At 54.8% G+C, this 17,519-nt stretch carries 17 protein-coding genes and 1 tRNA gene; 12 read left to right on the plus strand and 6 right to left on the minus strand.

The features are described from left to right. Positions 1 to 351: 351 nt before the first annotated feature. The 3 genes from Q1B21_RS01155 to Q1B21_RS01165 form a co-directional block, all read right to left on the minus strand. Positions 352 to 1,428, minus strand: coding sequence for an XRE family transcriptional regulator (locus tag Q1B21_RS01155; RefSeq protein ID WP_299884912.1), 1,077 nt, complete (start codon positions 1,426 to 1,428; stop codon positions 352 to 354). A 389-nt stretch (positions 1,429 to 1,817) separates the two neighbouring features. Next, complete coding sequence (locus Q1B21_RS01160) at positions 1,818 to 3,155, minus strand: tyrosine-type recombinase/integrase (protein WP_299884915.1); 1,338 nt, start codon at positions 3,153 to 3,155, stop codon at positions 1,818 to 1,820. 100 nt (positions 3,156 to 3,255) lie between these two features. Continuing rightward, positions 3,256 to 3,342: transfer RNA gene (locus tag Q1B21_RS01165), tRNA-Leu, on the minus strand. Positions 3,343 to 3,483: 141 nt separating this feature from the next. Here Q1B21_RS01165 and Q1B21_RS01170 point away from each other — a divergent pair. Together Q1B21_RS01170 and lipB are read left to right on the plus strand one after the other, a co-directional pair. Further along, positions 3,484 to 4,143: a DsbA family oxidoreductase gene (locus Q1B21_RS01170; protein WP_299884918.1), complete on the plus strand. Its 660-nt coding sequence runs from the start codon at positions 3,484 to 3,486 to the stop codon at positions 4,141 to 4,143. 39 nt (positions 4,144 to 4,182) lie between these two features. Continuing rightward, positions 4,183 to 4,839, plus strand: a complete 657-nt coding sequence (gene lipB / locus Q1B21_RS01175; protein ID WP_299884921.1) for a lipoyl(octanoyl) transferase LipB — start codon at positions 4,183 to 4,185, stop codon at positions 4,837 to 4,839. 318 nt (positions 4,840 to 5,157) lie between these two features. Here the strand turns inward: lipB and Q1B21_RS01180 are convergent, their stop codons facing one another. Next, positions 5,158 to 6,093, minus strand: coding sequence for a cation diffusion facilitator family transporter (locus tag Q1B21_RS01180; protein ID WP_299884922.1), 936 nt, complete (start codon positions 6,091 to 6,093; stop codon positions 5,158 to 5,160). Between the two features lie 79 nt (positions 6,094 to 6,172). Here Q1B21_RS01180 and Q1B21_RS01185 point away from each other — a divergent pair, with 79 nt between their 5' ends. Beyond that, positions 6,173 to 6,601, plus strand: a complete 429-nt coding sequence (locus Q1B21_RS01185) for a helix-turn-helix domain-containing protein (RefSeq protein ID WP_299078361.1) — start codon at positions 6,173 to 6,175, stop codon at positions 6,599 to 6,601. Here Q1B21_RS01185 and Q1B21_RS01190 read toward each other — a convergent pair whose 3' ends face one another. Continuing rightward, complete coding sequence (locus tag Q1B21_RS01190; protein ID WP_299884925.1) at positions 6,602 to 7,018, minus strand: HIT family protein; 417 nt, start codon at positions 7,016 to 7,018, stop codon at positions 6,602 to 6,604. 166 nt (positions 7,019 to 7,184) lie between these two features. On the opposite strand from Q1B21_RS01190, the gene Q1B21_RS01195 reads away from it, so the two are divergent. From Q1B21_RS01195 to Q1B21_RS01225, 7 genes are all read left to right on the plus strand, one after another. Next, the gene (locus Q1B21_RS01195) at positions 7,185 to 8,147 is read left to right on the plus strand and encodes an AraC family transcriptional regulator (RefSeq protein WP_299884928.1); all 963 of its coding nucleotides are present in this window, start codon (positions 7,185 to 7,187) and stop codon (positions 8,145 to 8,147) included. A 117-nt stretch (positions 8,148 to 8,264) separates the two neighbouring features. Further along, positions 8,265 to 9,044, plus strand: a complete 780-nt coding sequence (locus Q1B21_RS01200) for a sterol desaturase family protein (protein ID WP_299884935.1) — start codon at positions 8,265 to 8,267, stop codon at positions 9,042 to 9,044. 197 nt (positions 9,045 to 9,241) lie between these two features. Next, positions 9,242 to 9,445: a DUF2147 domain-containing protein gene (locus Q1B21_RS01205; protein ID WP_299884938.1), complete on the plus strand. Its 204-nt coding sequence runs from the start codon at positions 9,242 to 9,244 to the stop codon at positions 9,443 to 9,445. A 161-nt stretch (positions 9,446 to 9,606) separates the two neighbouring features. Continuing rightward, positions 9,607 to 11,265, plus strand: coding sequence for a cytochrome c oxidase subunit I (ctaD, locus tag Q1B21_RS01210; RefSeq protein ID WP_298932538.1), 1,659 nt, complete (start codon positions 9,607 to 9,609; stop codon positions 11,263 to 11,265). Between the two features lie 174 nt (positions 11,266 to 11,439). Further along, positions 11,440 to 12,468 carry a bestrophin family protein gene (locus Q1B21_RS01215; RefSeq protein ID WP_299884942.1) on the plus strand — a complete coding sequence of 343 codons (1,029 nt, stop codon included), beginning with the start codon at positions 11,440 to 11,442 and terminating at the stop codon, positions 12,466 to 12,468. Positions 12,469 to 12,562: 94 nt separating this feature from the next. After that, entirely contained in the window at positions 12,563 to 13,162 is a 600-nt protein-coding gene (locus Q1B21_RS01220; protein WP_298932541.1) for a 2-hydroxychromene-2-carboxylate isomerase, read from the plus strand. Between the two features lie 44 nt (positions 13,163 to 13,206). Continuing rightward, positions 13,207 to 13,698, plus strand: coding sequence for a DUF2244 domain-containing protein (locus tag Q1B21_RS01225; protein ID WP_299884946.1), 492 nt, complete (start codon positions 13,207 to 13,209; stop codon positions 13,696 to 13,698). 23 nt (positions 13,699 to 13,721) lie between these two features. On the opposite strand, the gene Q1B21_RS01230 is transcribed toward Q1B21_RS01225, so the two are convergent. Then, complete coding sequence (locus Q1B21_RS01230; protein ID WP_299884949.1) at positions 13,722 to 14,207, minus strand: GatB/YqeY domain-containing protein; 486 nt, start codon at positions 14,205 to 14,207, stop codon at positions 13,722 to 13,724. 183 nt (positions 14,208 to 14,390) lie between these two features. Between Q1B21_RS01230 and carA the strand changes: the two genes are divergently transcribed. Together carA and Q1B21_RS01240 are read left to right on the plus strand one after the other, a co-directional pair. Further along, the gene (carA, locus tag Q1B21_RS01235) at positions 14,391 to 15,557 is read left to right on the plus strand and encodes a glutamine-hydrolyzing carbamoyl-phosphate synthase small subunit (protein ID WP_299884952.1); all 1,167 of its coding nucleotides are present in this window, start codon (positions 14,391 to 14,393) and stop codon (positions 15,555 to 15,557) included. Between the two features lie 81 nt (positions 15,558 to 15,638). Continuing rightward, entirely contained in the window at positions 15,639 to 17,519 is a 1,881-nt protein-coding gene (locus Q1B21_RS01240; protein WP_299884955.1) for a glycosyltransferase, read from the plus strand.

Here is a 17,519-nt window from a genome sequence, read left to right on the forward strand (position 1 = left end):
TGAGATGTCGCCTCACTCATTTTGTAAGCCCTTAGCCTAAGTTGCCCCTGAAGGTATACCTGAATAGTTCAGGTGCCCTATCAGGGGCTAACCTTAAGGTGCAGACTTACCTGTTCTTGCGAACATGGTGATGAAGTATCAACCGAACTTGATGGTAGACTATCATCAATCCTCAATTGGTCTTTCGGAGCGAATGCGACCCTTGAGTGTCCCCTGATGGTTCTCCTTAAGAAGGTACTGATTAAAACTGTTATCTAACGGGAACGGGGTCTTAAGTGCCTTATTTATATGGTTAAAAGTGACCCTCAGGAGAGTTCATTTCTCCCAGCCTCTTTCTGGTGCCACCTAGTGTCACTCGCGAAAAATTGGATGCGAAGCCTCACCCAATTCCCAAAGTTGCTTCTTGAACTCTTCAATGACGGCTGGTTGCTTGAAGTATGACATATAGCGCTTCACTTCAGAGCGTTGCTCCCCAAAGTCTGAGGCGAGGTAATCCGCTGTTGTTCCACGAATAAAAGCCTCCCAAGGGATTAGCAACATGGTTGCAAAGCACTCAGCCTCAGCTTCTTCATTGGTATCCACCACTTGCTGTATCTCACCCTTTGCTCCAATCATCTGAGACGAGTTTTGAGCAAGTAGCTGGGGTTCAAAGACCAACTCACCGTCCGAGTTAAGCTGGTCCCTGTGAAGCACGTAATGGCCAATCTCATGTGCCACAACATGCCTACAAAAGTGGACGCCCTTTGTGAGTTTGGTATAGCGGTCATCCTCACAATGGAGAGTGACACCGTGGGTTTCGCCAACAATAACCGCGAACGCACCGCGTGCTGTTGCGGGCAAAACTTCCGATATTCGATAATCGAAATCGTCATTGTTTGCCGCCAACTCTTCAAGGACTTTTTCCAAGTTCAGCTTATGCGTTTCCTTGGCAAAACCCCTGCGAAATTGACTTGCCAGAATACAAACCTCAACGAACCTTTGGAGTTGCAAGTGCGCCCGTTTCGTCTTTGACCTAGGTTTCTTGGGGCTTTTGTTACTTTGAAACATAAGCGCTGACACACGTTCACCAGTCTCTTTTTCGATGATCTGCTGGATTTCTGCGACCGCCTTAGGCGAAAGGTCTTTTCCGAATTGCCTTAGTAGTGCCACCATATTTGGGTGTTCGGACTGTTGCGCCTGTTCTTTCCTTACCCCGTTAGAAAAGCTGGCAAGTTTTCGAAGGTGATGCGCTTCCTTTCCTGTCGTATTTAGAACCCTCAGGTAGACGCGGAGTACATCGTCGCTAATCGCGGCCCGTTGATACTCGATATTGCTAATTCGAGAGAGCGACCATCCAGTTAGTTCTGCAAAAGCAGACTGAGTGATGCCGCGCTCCGCACGTATCTTTTGCACGGCTTTTCCAAATCCTGAACGCATGATTTCGCCCACGTCAACTTCATCGATTTCTTGTGAAATACACTATGTTGAATAGTAGCGTCCAGTCAATACCATATCTGGTCGGCGCAACTATCATCCTCCGTGACCAAATTGACAAACTTGCTCGATGTACACGCTCGGTGGCTTTATCCCGAATACCCGAGTGATTGTGTAACGACTTAGCAATTTAGCGGGTCTAACCACGCGAACAGCAACCCGAGATGCTGGGCGGTCATTGCTTTGCGAGCCCTAAAGCCCAGCCTTTACCAGCCACTCACGAACCTGCTCAGTCCGTTTATCGCCGCTTTGGACGAATGCCCCTCACATCGGGTCGAGAATCACTACATAGCGATCAGTGATTATTTGCTCAGCACCAGGAGCACGTAGATTGGACTGCTGACTTAAAGCCCAGCCTTCACGCCCCACCTAGCGAACTCTCTAAGCCGCGCCTCACGTCCACCATAGGTATTCTCGGCAACCGATTGAGCGGAATGCCCAAGATACCCATGACGAACCTCTACAGGGGCCCCTGCATCCCTTAGCTTGTCGCTTGCCCTGTGTCGCAGCCCATGGACCTTCATACGTTTGTCATCAGTGTTCTTTCTGACCGCTTTCATCAAAGCCGCAGAGGCAGCCGTAGGGCCTCCGTCACGGCCATAAGAAGGGAACAGCGGCTCACTACCCGAACGCCCCTCCACACGCGCCCTGAGGGATTCCCTGAGGCTGTCTGAGGCTAGCGGAACGTGCCTTTCGCTGTTGTTATTCTTGATGCCGTTGATCTCGTTTGCGGTGATCAGGATGGACGGTGTTTCCCCAGAGAGGTCCACATCGCTTACGCGCAGACCACAGGCTTCACCCAGTCGCATCCCCGTCCCTTTCAGCACCAGCCACATATCTGGCAGGTCTTTGCTACGGCCACCCTCAAGGGTTTCTTGCACGGCATCTACAACGCCGTCAGGCAGCGGGACGTTCTTGTCCAGCGAGCTAACCTGTTCCTTGGGCCATGCCAGACGCTCGAATGGGTCGCGCCCTGCTGGTATCTCTAGCTCCCTGACTGCATGGCGATAAGCAGCAGCTACAATAATCATCTCACGCTGACACGACTTTAGTGCCAGAGGTTTCCCGTTTGCCTTCTTAAGCCCTAATAGGTGGTCCTTGAAGGCGCGCGTCGTCAGCCGGTCGATACTCTCAATGGTTATCTCGTCCAGAGATTTCCCTAAGGCGTCACTTAGTCGACCAAAGGTGCGGTCAATTCTGACCATCTCTTTCCGATCATCTGCAAGACCGTTGTCTTTCGCGTAAACATTCCGCATGTCGACCAACGTCGGCTTCGGGGGTTCCTGATCAGGATTCAGGACAGCAGCTACAACTTCGGGGTCCTCTCCACGGGCAGCTAGGCTTTCCCCCACCACCCCACGGGTCCAGCTATCGTCAGGGTCCAACCCTTGAACACCCGCCATGTAGTGCTCTGCAAGGTGCTGGGCGTCGATGAACTTCTGAGTGGCCGACCTTGTGTCAACCTCAGGGTGCCGCCTGTAGGTATCCTCAACAATCTCGTCAAAGTTCCTCAGGTGAAACTGATACTCGCGCTGAAAAGCTGCCCCGTCGCGCGCCTTTATGTGCTTCTGGTAGGCGTCTTCACCACGTATTTTACGCACCCGTTTCGGCCACCTTCTGCGGAAACGCCACTGAGTATCGCTGATAGGGTCGATGTATTTGATCTTCATTCTAAGGGCCATTGTGTGCTGTCCGTGTGTGCTGTCTGCGTTATGCGACACACTCGGAAAATGCTGAATGCCCTTGTTTATAAGGCCGAAAACCAACTGATCAAGTAAGTTCTGGTGCGGTCGAGAAGACTCGAACTTCCACGGGTGTTACCCCACAGCGACCTCAACGCTGCGCGTCTACCAATTCCGCCACGACCGCACTGCCTGTGACTTGGTACGGGGGCGTATAGACGTTGGCGCTCATGTTGTGAAGAGGCAAAAACACGATGGTTTAAAATCCTTTGGGGCCGCCTTATCTTAGGGATCAAACACCGTCGTAAACGCCTGATCGGAACCGCTGATGACCTCGCCCGACCCACGCCCAGTTATTCAAGTCGACGTCGTTTCGGATGTGGTCTGTCCGTGGTGCATTGTCGGGTTTCGGCAGCTTGATTTAGCGCTTCAGCAATTGGGTATTCTGGCGCATCTCAGGTGGCATCCGTTCGAGCTGAACCCGAATATGCCTCTGGAAGGTCAAAATCTGCGCGAGCACATCGCAGAAAAATACGGCTCGACGACCGAGCAAAGTCAACAGGCGCGTGCGCGACTGACGGAATTGGGGACTGCCCTAGGATTTACCTTCAATTTCAACGATGAAAGTCGGATCGTCAATACGTTCTCTGCCCATCAATTACTTGATTGGGCTGAAACGCAAGGTCGGCAACATCCGCTCAAGCTTGCGCTGTTTGAGGCATATTTCACGCACCAACAAGATGTATCCGATCTGGACGTCTTATTGGCAGCCGTCGAAACAGCTGGACTAGATGCTAAAAACGCACGTGTCGTGTTGCAAACGGGCTCACATGCCGAATCCGTTCGCAAGAAGCAGCAGGTTTGGACCAGCCGAGGTGTGTCCGGTGTGCCTTCGATGGTGTTCGGCGGAAAGTACCTGCTGACGGGTGCGCAAGGTACAGACACTTATGTTCAAGTTCTGCAGCGTTGTTTGGCCGAGGCGGCTTGACCCCTTTCCCCTGCCCCGCTCGCACGATATGAGGCCCGCATGGAATGGAAAATCACGGATGGCCTGATCAGCTATGACGATGCGGTCGCCTTTATGGAGGCGCGTGTCGCCGCGATTGCAGCGGGCGATGCCGATGAATGCGTCTGGTTGCTTGAGCATCCCCCGCTCTACACCGCCGGAACTTCTGCCAAGATCGACGATTTGACGGATCCGGAACGCTTTCCAGTCTATCAAAGCAAGCGCGGCGGTGAGTACACCTATCACGGCCCCGGACAGCGTGTCGCCTATGTGATGCTTGATCTGAACAAACGAGGCCGCGATGTGCGCAAGTTTGTGAAACAGCTTGAGACCTGGGTGATTTCGTCCTTGGCAGAATTCAATGTACACGGCGAAGTAAGAAACGGTCGTGTCGGTGTCTGGGTCCGTCGGGACGACAAGCCGCTGTCAGCTACAGGCGAGCCTGCAGAGGACAAGATTGCCGCGATTGGCCTGCGTTTACGTAAGTGGGTCAGCTTTCACGGTATCTCGATCAATGTAGAACCAGAGCTTGACCATTTTTCCGGCATCGTCCCCTGTGGCATCACAGATCATGGCGTGACCTCACTGGTCGATCTCGGGTTGCCGGTCACAATGGCAGATCTCGACGCTGCGCTGCAGAAGACATTTGATGACGCCTTTGAATCGGTCAACGCGTGAAAGTGCCGGGGTATGGCAACGGGCTTCGATTCGCTTTTTGACGTGATGAGAACAACAATCGTTAAAAGCGGCCTCGTCTGTTTCCTAAGGGCAACTCTGTTTACTAAATGTTGACCCGATTTGGGGCAATCTTTAGCCAAAATCCATTTAACTGACATACATATGCCTTGTTAACGAGTAGCATGGAACGACCAGTCTAGAGTGAGTGGTATGTTAAACCGGTGATCCGGGGTTTGCGCCCTGCGAAATCCGATAAGTGTTTGGTTACGAGTCTGCCGTTCCGACCCCAAATCGGAACGGCAATTCGCTTAAAGCCCCTTATTCTTCCTGATGCCCAAACCGAGAAAAACCGACGCACGCGCTTTCAGATTGCTCGATTTCCAACGTTGCGTGCCCTATGGCAAAACGGTCCATCAAGCTCTGCCGTACATCGGCGCGTATGCCATCAGCTCTCGACATAGCACCTGCGTCAATGACCAGATGAGCGGTCAAGGCGGGTTGCCGCTCTTGCATGCTCCACAGGTGAACATGGTGCACTTCGCGAACACCTTGTGTGGCTTCAATGGCCGCGGCGACCTCTTCTGGGTCCAAATCAGGGGGCGCGCCCAGCATTAACACACGGATGGTTTCTCCAATCTCGGATTTGACGTGCCACAAGATGTAGATCGAGATCATGATCGTGACTGCCGGATCCACCCAGGTCCAGTTGAACAGAATAACCGCCGCCCCCGCGATAATAACGGCAATCGAGCCCAGTGCGTCAGCGAGGTTGTGCAGAAAGGCCGCGCGGATATTCATGCTGTCCTTAGCCATGGAATACGTCAGCGCCGCGGTAATCAGGTCGACAACAAGGGCCAGCGTCGCGACCCAAACCACCATCCAACCATTGATGGTTTCAGGTTCAAAAAACCGCATGACGCCTTCATAGAACAGGTAAACCGACAAAACGACCAAGGTGGTGTAGTTCACAAGCGCGGCGACCACCTCTGCCCGGCCATAGCCAAAGCTCATCCGGGCATCAGCCGGTCGCCGGGCAATCTTGCGCGCGAAAAACGCAATGATCAGCGCCACGGCGTCTGAAAAATTATGCAAGGCGTCCGCAATAAGCGAGAGAGATCCCGAAAAAATGCCGCCGACAACTTGCGCAACCGTCAACAGCATATTGACCCCGATCGCCCAGGCCACACGCGCATCGCCCGCGTTTGGGTCCACGTGACCATGTGAATGCCCATGGTGGGAATGTTGATGTGCCATATCGTTTTGTGTCCCTTGTTTCGGCTACACACCGCATGTAATACCTCTAGTCACTAGAGGTTCAAGGGGGTTGGGAAAAATGCATTCAATCGGGGACTTATCGCGACTAACCGGTGTGAAGGTACCCACCATCCGCTTTTATGAAAGCAAAGGGCTACTGCCGGAACCGGGTCGCACGACCGGCAATCAACGCCGATACGATGCGGCAGCCTTAAAGCGATTACATTTCATTCGTCATGGCCGAGATCTTGGACTACCTCTGGCCGATGTGCAGGCCTTGCTGTCACTGGAAGGGGCCAAGGGGCCCGATCTGAACCGGGCCCATGAAATCGCCAAGCGACAGTTGGCGGATGTGCGGGACCGGATCGCGCGCCTGCGTGGTCTCGAGTTGGAATTGGCCCACATTACCAAAGCATGCGATGGGCATCACGATCACGTTTGCGCGGTGCTGCAAGCGTTTACGGATTGTGGTCCGCGCTGTGCAAACCCAGGCGCGGACCCAGATTGATCAAGGCAGCACGGCTTTGATCTTGTCGGCATGTGCGCCGATCACATCGAAGTCGCCCATCTTCCCCGGCGGGCGCATGGCAATGCCTTCGTGGCGAGGAAGCACGTGGAAATGCAGGTGAAACACCTCCTGCCCTCCGGCCGCTTCGTTGAACTGCTGAATTGTGACACCATCCGCGTCAAAGGCCTGCTTCACGGCATGCGCCATCTTTTGGACAGTTGCAATGACGGTTGAGAGTTGTTCCGGTGTGGCATCCAGCACGTTGCGACACGCGGTCTTGGGGATCACCAACAAATGCCCGTCTGTACGTGGCATGATATCCATGAATGCCAGAGTATCCTCATCCTCATACACCCGCATCGACGGGATTTCTTCGCGCAGGATTTTGGCAAAGATGTTTTCTGGATCGTAACTCATGTCGCACCTTCCGTGTTGTCCACGCGCCCGTTTTTGCGGCCCATATGGCAAAGGTCAAGGGATCGAGACAAATCCCTCGATTTCTCAACACCCAAATTCAGAATCGACAAGACTTGCAAGGTTCTGGATGGCAAGCTGAAGCGGGATAGAAACCGGATGGAACATGATGGCAGACCTGATCCTGCGCGGAATGGCAATTGGCGTGATCGCAATCACCATCGCCGTCTTAATGCTGCACCAGCGACCACACGGGACGCTGTCTGTTGTCGCATTGGGTTTGTGCACAGGTTGCTACTTGCTGGTTTCGGCACCGGCAGAGCTGCCGGGTGTTTTGCGGGGGGCACTCGTTATCGGGGCCACACTGACGCCGATGGCCCTGGCTTGGATGGCGACCATCCAACTTACCGATGAGCGATCACAACGCAGGCCTGTTTTGATATTGGCCGCCCTTACCGTTGTGGCAGCTATGCTTGTACCAGTATTGCCGATGTTCGCGCCGATCCGGGGCGGGTTGGCAATCGCACTGTACCTGGGGCTGATCGTCTTGGCACTGGCAACGGACAGTGATGATCTGGTCAACCAGCGTCGCAGGTTCAGGCGCGGGTTTCTGGCCGCAATGGGCGCGTTGGGTCTGATCGTTTCCATTGTCGAGGTGAGCGGGCTGGATGCGAATTTACCCATCTGGGTGTATCCCCTGCAGGCCAGCGCCATTCTGGTGCTTGTACTTTTGTTCAGTATCTGGGCACTGGAACCTGCCTGGGTTCCGCCCACGGATCGCATCCGGCTTAAACCAAGACCGGACCTTGTTGAACGAATTGAACAATCCATGCGTCGCGGCATCTGGCAGCGCGAAGGCCTGACCATCGGCGCCTTCTCAGAAGAGCTTGGCGTGCCCGAACATCAACTGCGTGCCACCATCAACAGCCAAATGGGGCACCGCAACTTTTCGACGTTCATCAATACCGCCCGTATCAAAGCGGCCAAAACCCTTTTGAATGACCCGCAACACGAACGAACGACTATACTTGAGATCGCGCATGAGGTTGGTTTTGCGTCCCTTGGACCATTCAACAAAGCGTTCCGTTCCCAGACCGGAACAAACCCGCGCGACTATCGCAATCGGGACTGATCGATTCCGAAAATACCGGTTCATTCTGCAAATTTCGCGTTGATTTCAGCATCGACGAGACCTGCCCACCGCATCCAGACATCCTATTCGTATCTCAACACATGACGGAGCTTGGATATGAGTGAGTTTTCCCTGATTGATGCAATCATCGGTACCCTGACCCATGATACACTGCGGTATGCGCTGGGGGCCGGCGGCACCTTTTTGGTCGTAAACACGATGCTGGCCCGCCGCCTGCAAGATCGCAAGATACGTGACCGAACGCCGGGATGGTCCCAAATCAAGCGAGAGGTGCTGACCAGCGCGCGGACAGTTTTGATTTTTGCCGCAACCGGCATCCTGATCGGTCTCGGCCATTCCAGTGGTCTTGTCCCGATCTATGACAAGGTCTCAGACTTTGGCTGGACCTACCTGATCGCTTCGCTTGCGTTGATCATAGTGGCCCATGATGGGTGGTTTTACTGGACCCATCGTCTGCTGCATACAAGGCGCCTTTTCAGACTGGCCCACCGCACGCATCATCAGTCGCACAATCCAACGCCGTTCACATCTTATTCGTTCGACATAACAGAAGCTGTCCTTAACGCATTGTTCCTACCTATCTTTGTCGCTTTGGTGCCCATGAATACAGTCGCCCTGCTTGTCTTCTTGTTTCACATGATGTTGCGCAATGCGCTTGGCCATTGCGGGTACGAGGTTTTTCCCGCTGACCGAAACGGAAAACCCTTGCTCGATTGGATGACGAGTGTCACGCATCATGACCTCCACCATAGCCACGGGCGCTATAACATGGGTCTGTACTTCACTTGGTGGGACAGGCTCATGGGAACCGAACATCCAGACTATCACAAGGAATTCGCACGCGTCGGGTCGGCTTTCAATCCGCCGGTTGGCTAAGGATAGTCACGGTTTCGGGCCTGCTGTTTCTGGCCGGCAAGGAAGCACGTGCGGAACTGTCGGGCCTCTACTCTGCCCCCTATCTTGGCGCTGTCGTTCGGTTTGAACCCTGCCCTGGCGATCCCGCCTCAACATGCGGTCGCGTCCTTTGGGGTTGGGAAACCGCAAGTTGGCGGCACATGCGACCAGGAGAGTTCATGATCACAGGCCTACGCCCAGGCGCAAATGGTTGGGGGCAAGGACGGTTGTTGCACCCTGAAACCGGGCTGTCTTTTCGCGGCTCTGCAACCAAGCTTCCAGACGGACGGTTACGCCTTAAGGGATGCGCCGGGCCGATCTGCGCGACACAGAATTGGGTACCGCTGGATCACCTGAGGAACACCCTTTCTGACCTGGAGTAAGGCGGCATATAGCGCACCCTTTTCAAGAGGGTGCGGCTATTTATCTTGATCTATATCAAACTCGACCATTGAAGGTGCCCTCTTCGCAATCTAAAACCAGCAGGAAACCCGCGTGTCAGAGAGGTCTGTCTGCGCGGCGCAGTTGCAACAGGAGGCACCTAATGGCAGACGCAGCCATTCATGGTCACGAGCATGAAGACAACCGCAGCTTTTTTACGCGCTGGTTCATGTCGACCAACCACAAAGATATCGGGATTCTGTACCTGATCTTCTCGGCGCTTGCCGGGTTTATCTCGGTGGCGATGACCATCTATATGCGGCTCGAACTGATGCATCCGGGCGTGCAGTACATGTGTTTGGAAGGCTTCATGGCCGACCCGTGTACCCCCAACGGACACCTGTGGAACGTAATGATCACCTATCACGGTGTTCTGATGATGTTCTTCGTAGTAATCCCTGCCCTGTTCGGTGGATTTGGCAACTATTTCATGCCGTTACAGATCGGCGCGCCAGATATGGCGTTTCCGCGGATGAACAACCTGTCCTTCTGGCTGTACGTTGCCGGTACATCGCTGGGTATCGCATCGCTTCTTGCGCCCGGTGGCAATGATCAGGCCGGATCAGGCGTTGGCTGGGTTCTTTACCCGCCGCTGTCTACGACCGAAGGCGGCATGTCCATGGACCTTGCGATTTTCGCCGTGCACGTATCGGGCGCCTCCTCGATCCTCGGCGCGATCAACATGATTACCACCTTCCTGAACATGCGTGCCCCGGGCATGACCCTGTTCAAGGTGCCGCTGTTTAGCTGGTCGATCTTCGTCACCTCTTGGCTGATTCTGCTGTCCCTTCCGGTTCTGGCGGGCGCGATTACCATGTTGCTGATGGACCGCAATTTTGGCTTTACCTTCTTTGATCCTGCTGGTGGCGGCGATCCGATCCTGTATCAGCACATCCTGTGGTTCTTTGGCCACCCGGAAGTGTACATCGTGATCCTGCCTGGTTTCGGCATCATCAGCCACGTCATCGCGACCTTCTCGCGCAAGCCGATCTTCGGGTACCTGCCTATGGTGTGGGCGATTATCGCGATCGGCGTTCTGGGCTTCGTCGTGTGGGCACACCACATGTACACCGTTGGCTTGTCGCTGCGTCAGCAAGCTTACTTTATGCTCGCCACGATGGTCATTGCCGTGCCGACAGGGGTTAAGGTCTTCTCATGGATTGCGACCATGTGGGGCGGTTCAATCGAGTTCAAGACGCCGATGCTGTTCGCCTTTGGCTTCCTGTTCCTGTTCACCGTCGGCGGTGTGACCGGTGTGGTTCTGTCGCAGGCGGGTATCGACCGCGCGTATCACGACACCTACTACGTGGTTGCTCACTTCCACTATGTGATGAGCTTGGGTGCCGTCTTCGCGATCTTCGCTGGCGTCTACTTCTATTTCTCGAAGATGACGGGTCGTCAGTACTCGGAGTTCTGGGGCAAGGTTCACTTCTGGCTGTTCTTCATCGGCGCGAACCTGACCTTCTTCCCGCAGCACTTCCTGGGCCGTCAGGGCATGCCGCGCCGTTATATCGACTACCCTGAGGCCTTCGCACAGTGGAACTTTGTCTCGTCGATTGGTGCGTTCGTGTCCTTCGCCTCGTTCCTGCTGTTCTTCGGCATTGTGTTCTACGCCCTGTTCCGGGGCGCCAAAGAAACACGACCGAACCCGTGGAACGAATACGCAGATACGCTGGAATGGACCCTGCCCACCCCACCGCCCGAACACACGTTCGAGCAGCTGCCCAAGCAGGAAGACTGGGACAAAGGCCACGCGCACTGATCCCTGCATTCTGAGCTGAATTCTACAAAGCCCCGCGTTTCGCGGGGCTTTGTGTTTTAAATTCCCCAGTATCGAATTTGCTCACCGTCACGCGTGGACTCGTCAGAGAACAAATCGCTAGTATCCCCAAAACGCCCTTTCCCCCGACCAGCACTAAGCAAAGATCCACATCACATGATTCTCCACGACGGCATCTCGCTCCGGCAAATGGTCAAAGGGTCCTTTGGCTTTATCTGTATCGTTCTGACCTGGATCTTCCTGCTTGAGCTGGTGGATGCGATCACCCCGATAGACTTGATCTCCAACTCCAGCCCTCCGGTCACGATATTGGGGCTAGCGGTGGCGTTCTTTCTGGGCTTCAAGAATACCTCAGCCTATGCCCGCTGGGTCGAAGCGCGCAAGATTTGGGGCGATCTGGTCAATACCAGCCGGGATTGGGGCAATGTGATTACCAACCTTGTCCAGCTTGACGGCACCCCGATCGATCCGGAAGTACGTCGTGAGTTGCTTGAGCGTCACATAGCATGGTTGAACATGCTGGCATATCAGTTGCGTCAGCCTTCTTTGAACGGACGAACGCGCAGGCCATGGATGTTTGGACACAAACCAGCCTCGGACAAGATTGCGCTGCACCAGGATCCTGAAAGCTGGCGCAAAAGCCAGCTTGCGCAAGATTTGCCCAGGCTGAAAGGAAAGTCCAACCGCGCCGCATACCTGCTGTTTCTACAGGGTGAGCGGCTTTCGGCGCTGGCGCAAACGCACAGTATCGATCCGTATTGGCATGTGGCGCTGATGAACAGGCTAACGCGGCTCACAGATGCGCAGGGTCAGAGTGAGCGTATCAAGAATACCCCGTTCCCCAGACAGGTTGCCGAGGTCGGGCGAGTCTTCAGCTATATCTTCATCTTCTTGCTGCCACTGGCGTTCAACGACGAACGTTCGATCACTATTGGGTTGGATATACCGATGCTGCAATCGGTGTTTCTGGACTGGATGATCTTCGCCCCGATCGGCGCGCTGGTGTGCTGGATATTCTTCGTGACGGAACGGGTCAGCGCGTCGATGGAAGACCCGTTTGAAGGTGATGCCACCGATGTCCCGATCTCGGCGATCAGCCGCATGATCGAGATCGACTTACGTCAGATGACCGGCGTTGGAACGGCACCTAACCCTTTGGCTCCAATTGACAAAACCCTTATCTGAGGCGTATCGTCTTCCCGCCACGACGCGCAAAGATCGAAAAATGTGGCCGTTTGATGTATCCTGATCGCAGAGCCCCTGCAACAGGAGCGGTACAATGCCCGAAATTGACTTTTGGTTTTCAATTGGCAGCACCTACAGCTTTCTGACGGTCATGCGCTTGGATGATTGGTGCGCCGAAAACGATGCGACGGTTGTTTGGCGGCCCTTCAACGTGCGCACCGTCATGTCGGAACAACAGAACATTCCCTTTGCGGGAAAGCCGGTTAAGTCGGCCTATATGTGGCGCGACATCGAACGGCGCGCAGCCAAGTACCGCATCCATGCCAATCTGCCAGCGCCCTACCCAATCTCGGATTTAGCACTGGCCAATCAAGTGGCCTTGTTGGGGATGAAAGACGGGTGGGGAAAGCTGTTCACTCAGAATCTGTATCGCATCTGGTTCGAGGAAGGTATTGAGGCGGGCAGTGAATCGGCCCTGTCCGAGGCGCTACTGCGCTGTCAGCAGGATCCGCGTCTTGCCCTTGCCCGCGCGCGCAGCCCTGATACGGTCTCCGCCCTTGAGGCCGAGACAGATCAGGCCACCCGGCTTGGGGTGTTTGGCGCACCCAGCCTTGTTGTACGCGGAGAGGTGTTCTGGGGCGATGACCGGTTGGATGATGCACTGTCCTGGGTGCGCGTTGGTCACGTCATCTGATCATTAACCGTCGACACCCGACCATAGTGCGTTATTTTTTCACCATGCCTTATCGATGGAATCAAACATCGGAAACCGAACAAGAACTGCGCCTCTGGCCGCATAACTCTCTGCCACCGCGCGGGGCCATGATCGTTATTTTGTCGGTATTTCTGTTTGGTCTTATTCCGCTGTTGGCAATGTTGGGTTCGGTCATCTTGTGGGGATTACTACCGTTTCTGCTGCTCACCGTTTTAGGACTGTGGCTGGCCATACAGACAAACTATCGTGCCCGCAGTGCGTTCGAGGTGCTAACCTTAAACGGATCTCAGGCGAAGCTGGTTCATCACACGCCGGGCCATGGTGATCAGGAATGGTCGTGCAATCGCTACTGGGCACGCCCACAGATGCACCTAAAAGGCGGGCCGGTCCCGCACTATGTCACATTGATCGGAGATGGTCGCGAGGTCGAGATTGGTGCATTCCTGTCCGAAGATGAACGCATCACACTCTATGACGACCTCGTCGAGAAACTGCGCAGTCCAGCCGCGCAGTAGCCCATTTCATGTGTGCAATTTGCTCAGCAGCCACCGTTCGACGCAGCGCAAAGATGATCCTTGACCATCGGTCCGACCTTGCCGAAATCCATTTGCCCAGTGTAGCGGGTCTTGAGCTCGCCCATCACCTTGCCCATGTCGCGGATCGAACCCGCACCGGTTGCAGTGATGGCGGTTTGAATGGCGTCGCTGACCTCATCTTCATCAAGCTGCTTGGGCAGAAATTCTTCGATAATGCCAACTTCGCGCAGCTCACGCTCGGCCAGGTCCAAACGCCCACCTTCTTCGTAGGCCCGCGCGCTTTCCTTGCGTTGCTTGGTCATTTTTCCAAGGATTTCAAGAACCTCAGAGTCGCCGCATCCTTTGGCCTCTTCACTACCGGATCCGCGCGTGGCGATATCCCGGTCTTTAATTGCCGCATTGATCAGCCTCAGCGTCGACAAACGCTCAGCTGCTTTATCTTTCATTGCTTGCTTAAGGGCGATATTCACCCTCGATCGCATATCCATCTGGTTTGTCCATCCCCATGGCAACGGAACCACGAACATATCGAAATAAAAAGAGCGATACAACAGCCTTCAGGTACAGTTAAGTTGTTGAATTTAAACAATAGCCGAAAAATTGAACAGACTTGACCCAGCGGCCTAACCCCCTTAGATATGCGCCGATTTACCCTGCAGGAGAGTCGTGCCATGGCCCAGAACGTCCAGTCCAAGCCCACCGCATGTCTGGCATTGGCCGACGGAACTCTGTTTTACGGTATGGGCTTTGGGTCAACCGGCCAAACTGTGGCCGAGCTGTGCTTTAATACAGCGATGACCGGGTATCAGGAGATCATGACAGACCCCTCATACGCGGGACAGATCGTGACATTCACCTTCCCACATATCGGCAATGTCGGCGTGAACCCGGAAGATGATGAAACCGGCGATCCGGTTGCAGCTGGCATGGTGGTCAAATGGGACCCAACCGAGCCGTCGAACTGGCGTTCGGCGGAGGAGTTAAAAGGGTGGCTGGCCCGTCGTGGCCGTATCGCCATCGGTGGCATCGATACAAGGCGCCTGACCCGCGCGATCCGTCAGCAAGGCGCGCCGCATGTCGCACTGTCACATGACCCCAATGGCAACTTCGACATTGAAGCTCTGATCGCCGCTGCGCGCGGATTTGCCGGGCTGGAAGGCATGGATCTCGCCAAAGACGTCACGTGCGCGCAAAGCTATCGCTGGGACGAAATGCGTTGGGCATGGCCTGATGGGTATCCGCAGCAGGAAAACCCGGTCCACAAGGTCGTTGCGGTCGACTACGGTGCAAAACGGAACATCCTGCGCTGCTTGGCCTCTGCCGGTTGCGATGTCACGGTCTTGCCCGCGACAGCAACGGCTTCAGAGGTTCTGGCGCACGAGCCAGATGGCGTGTTTCTGTCCAACGGTCCCGGTGACCCCGCCGCAACCGGTGAATACGCTGTACCGATGATCAAAGAAATCCTGGATACGACTGACCTGCCCGTGTTCGGAATCTGCCTTGGCCATCAAATGCTGGCACTGGCGCTTGGCGGTCAGACCGTCAAAATGAATCACGGTCACCATGGCGCAAATCACCCGGTCAAAGATCTGGACACAGGCAAGGTCGAGATCACATCGATGAACCATGGCTTCGCTGTTGACGCTCAGACCCTACCTTCTGGGGTCGTTGAAACCCATCGCTCGTTGTTTGACGGGTCGAATTGCGGAATCCGCATGACTGATCGTCCGGTTTACTCGGTGCAATATCATCCGGAGGCTTCACCCGGACCACAAGATAGCTTCTACCTGTTCGAACGCTTTGCAGCTGCAATGGCGGACAGCAAAGAAAAGGCTTAGCTTCCAATTCATCCAGTGTTAACTGGGTGTTAACCTAGATTTCACAACCTTGGCCGCAGGTAACTGCGTCAGGGTTGTTTGATGGTCGAGCTAAATCTACATAATTTCACCGCTGCCGAACCAGGCCCTGCAGAAGGCCTGCGCAAACCGCTTGGGTCTTGCTTGGTGGAACAAGGTGCAATCACCCTGTCGCAGCTGGATCTCGCCCTTCGTCTGCAAGACCGGCAAAAAGCACCATTGGGTGAAATCCTGGTGGGCGAGGGCTGGATCACCCGACACGACGTGTTGAACGCCTTGGCGTTACAATCCGGTTGGCAAATTGCAAATCTTGATGAAATTCCGCCAATGCCGGAACTATGCCACCTGAAGCCGGTCAATTTCTGGTTGGCGCACAACGTAATCCCATGGATGCGCATCGGTCCCCTGCTCTTGGTCGCAACAGCGCGGCCTGACCGCTTCGTTACAGTTTCAAAGGAAATGCAGGATTGCGGTTACGCCGTCATCCCTGTTCTGGCTGCCCCAGATCAGATTGATCATACAATCGGACGCCAGTTTTCAAAACCGCTCGCTCAGGCCGCGGAAACGCGGGTAGACGAAGCGCAAAGCTGCCGCACCTGGACCGCCGGATCGCGCATGCGCCCTGCTGCAGCAATCGTCGCTGCTTTGACCTTTTTGACCGCAGTGCCTCAAGTCAGCCTCGCGGTTTTGCTCTTTTTGACGATCAGCACACTGATCCTGTTTTCCGCCCTGCGAATTTCGGGGGCAGTAGCATATGTTCTTCATCAGCTTGCTCGCAAACCTGATCGGTCAGAAATCGCCACCGTTCCTCTCCGCCATCCCTGTGTGTCGATCATGGTGCCTTTGTACAAGGAACGAGAGATTGTCGACGCACTGGTCTGCAGGCTCCAACGACTGACATACCCCAAAGCTCTGCTGGACGTTATTCTGGTTCTTGAGGAAAAGGATGACGTCACGCGCGAGACACTGGCAAAGGCAGACTTACCCAGCTGGATCCGCACGATAGAAGTGCCCGAATTCAACGGGCTGACAACAAAGCCCCGTGCAATGAACTATGCGTTGGACTTTTGCAGGGGTGACATTTTGGGCGTCTGGGACGCCGAGGATGCACCCCAACCAGACCAAATCGAACGGGTGGTCAATCACTTCACTCAAGCCGCCCCCGACGTTGTGTGCCTGCAGGGTGGTCTGGACTATTACAATCCACGCACCAACTGGCGTTCACGTTGCTTTTCAATCGAATACAACAGCTGGTTCCGGGTTGTCCTGCCGGGAATTGCCCGCCTGGGACTTGTCGTTCCGTTGGGCGGAACCACATTTTTCTTCCGTCGTGACAAGCTGTTAGAGCTCGGCGGATGGGACGCCCACAACGTCACCGAAGATGCAGATTTGGGCGTAAGGCTTTGCCGTGCGGGCTATCGAACGGAAATGGTCGATACTACGACGTTTGAAGAGGCAAACTTTCGCGCCTGGCCATGGGTGAAGCAACGCTCTCGCTGGCTCAAGGGATTTATGGTCACCTACCTCGTGCATATGCGGGATCCGCTGCAACTGTACAAAGATCTTGGGCTGCGCAAGTTCATGGGTATTCAGGCTTTTTTCCTGGGAACTATCGGTCAATTCCTTCTGGCTCCGGTGCTGTGGGTGTTTTGGCTAACCGCGCTGGGGCTGTACAACCCAATGGTGCAGGTGATCTCTCATGAGATGCTGACATCACTCGTTTGGATGTTCCTGGCAGCCGAAGGTTTGAATATGGCCGTCAGCGCCCTCGCCGTTTCTGCCCCAGAGCGCCGGTTTTTGTTGCCGTTTGTTCCAACGATGTGTCTGTATTTCCCTCTGGGCATAATCGCAGCCTACAAAGCCCTGTGGGAGCTGGCAGTCAAACCCTTCTATTGGGACAAGACCCAACATGGTCAGGCCGACGAAGACCTGCCATTGGCCTGA

The organism is uncultured Ruegeria sp. (assembly GCF_947504215.1).
Lineage (GTDB): Bacteria > Pseudomonadota > Alphaproteobacteria > Rhodobacterales > Rhodobacteraceae > Ruegeria.

Bases quoted from the DNA above. Each gene is read 5' to 3' on its own strand.
- Q1B21_RS01200 (WP_299884935.1), top strand. From the start codon at position 8,265: ATGAGTGAGTTTTCCCTGATTGATGCAATCATCGGTACCCTGACCCAT.
- carA (WP_299884952.1), top strand. From the start codon at position 14,391: ATGGCCCAGAACGTCCAGTCCAAGCCCACCGCATGTCTGGCATTGGCC.
- Q1B21_RS01185 (WP_299078361.1), top strand. From the start codon at position 6,173: ATGCATTCAATCGGGGACTTATCGCGACTAACCGGTGTGAAGGTACCC.
- Q1B21_RS01220 (WP_298932541.1), top strand. From the start codon at position 12,563: ATGCCCGAAATTGACTTTTGGTTTTCAATTGGCAGCACCTACAGCTTT.
- Q1B21_RS01180 (WP_299884922.1), bottom strand. From the start codon at position 6,093: ATGGCACATCAACATTCCCACCATGGGCATTCACATGGTCACGTGGAC.
- Q1B21_RS01160 (WP_299884915.1), bottom strand. From the start codon at position 3,155: ATGGCCCTTAGAATGAAGATCAAATACATCGACCCTATCAGCGATACT.
- Q1B21_RS01230 (WP_299884949.1), bottom strand. From the start codon at position 14,207: ATGGATATGCGATCGAGGGTGAATATCGCCCTTAAGCAAGCAATGAAA.
- lipB (WP_299884921.1), top strand. From the start codon at position 4,183: ATGGAATGGAAAATCACGGATGGCCTGATCAGCTATGACGATGCGGTC.
- Q1B21_RS01225 (WP_299884946.1), top strand. From the start codon at position 13,207: ATGCCTTATCGATGGAATCAAACATCGGAAACCGAACAAGAACTGCGC.
- Q1B21_RS01170 (WP_299884918.1), top strand. From the start codon at position 3,484: ATGACCTCGCCCGACCCACGCCCAGTTATTCAAGTCGACGTCGTTTCG.
- Q1B21_RS01240 (WP_299884955.1), top strand. From the start codon at position 15,639: ATGGTCGAGCTAAATCTACATAATTTCACCGCTGCCGAACCAGGCCCT.
- ctaD (WP_298932538.1), top strand. From the start codon at position 9,607: ATGGCAGACGCAGCCATTCATGGTCACGAGCATGAAGACAACCGCAGC.
- Q1B21_RS01190 (WP_299884925.1), bottom strand. From the start codon at position 7,018: ATGAGTTACGATCCAGAAAACATCTTTGCCAAAATCCTGCGCGAAGAA.
- Q1B21_RS01215 (WP_299884942.1), top strand. From the start codon at position 11,440: ATGATTCTCCACGACGGCATCTCGCTCCGGCAAATGGTCAAAGGGTCC.
- Q1B21_RS01205 (WP_299884938.1), top strand. From the start codon at position 9,242: ATGATCACAGGCCTACGCCCAGGCGCAAATGGTTGGGGGCAAGGACGG.
- Q1B21_RS01195 (WP_299884928.1), top strand. From the start codon at position 7,185: ATGGCAGACCTGATCCTGCGCGGAATGGCAATTGGCGTGATCGCAATC.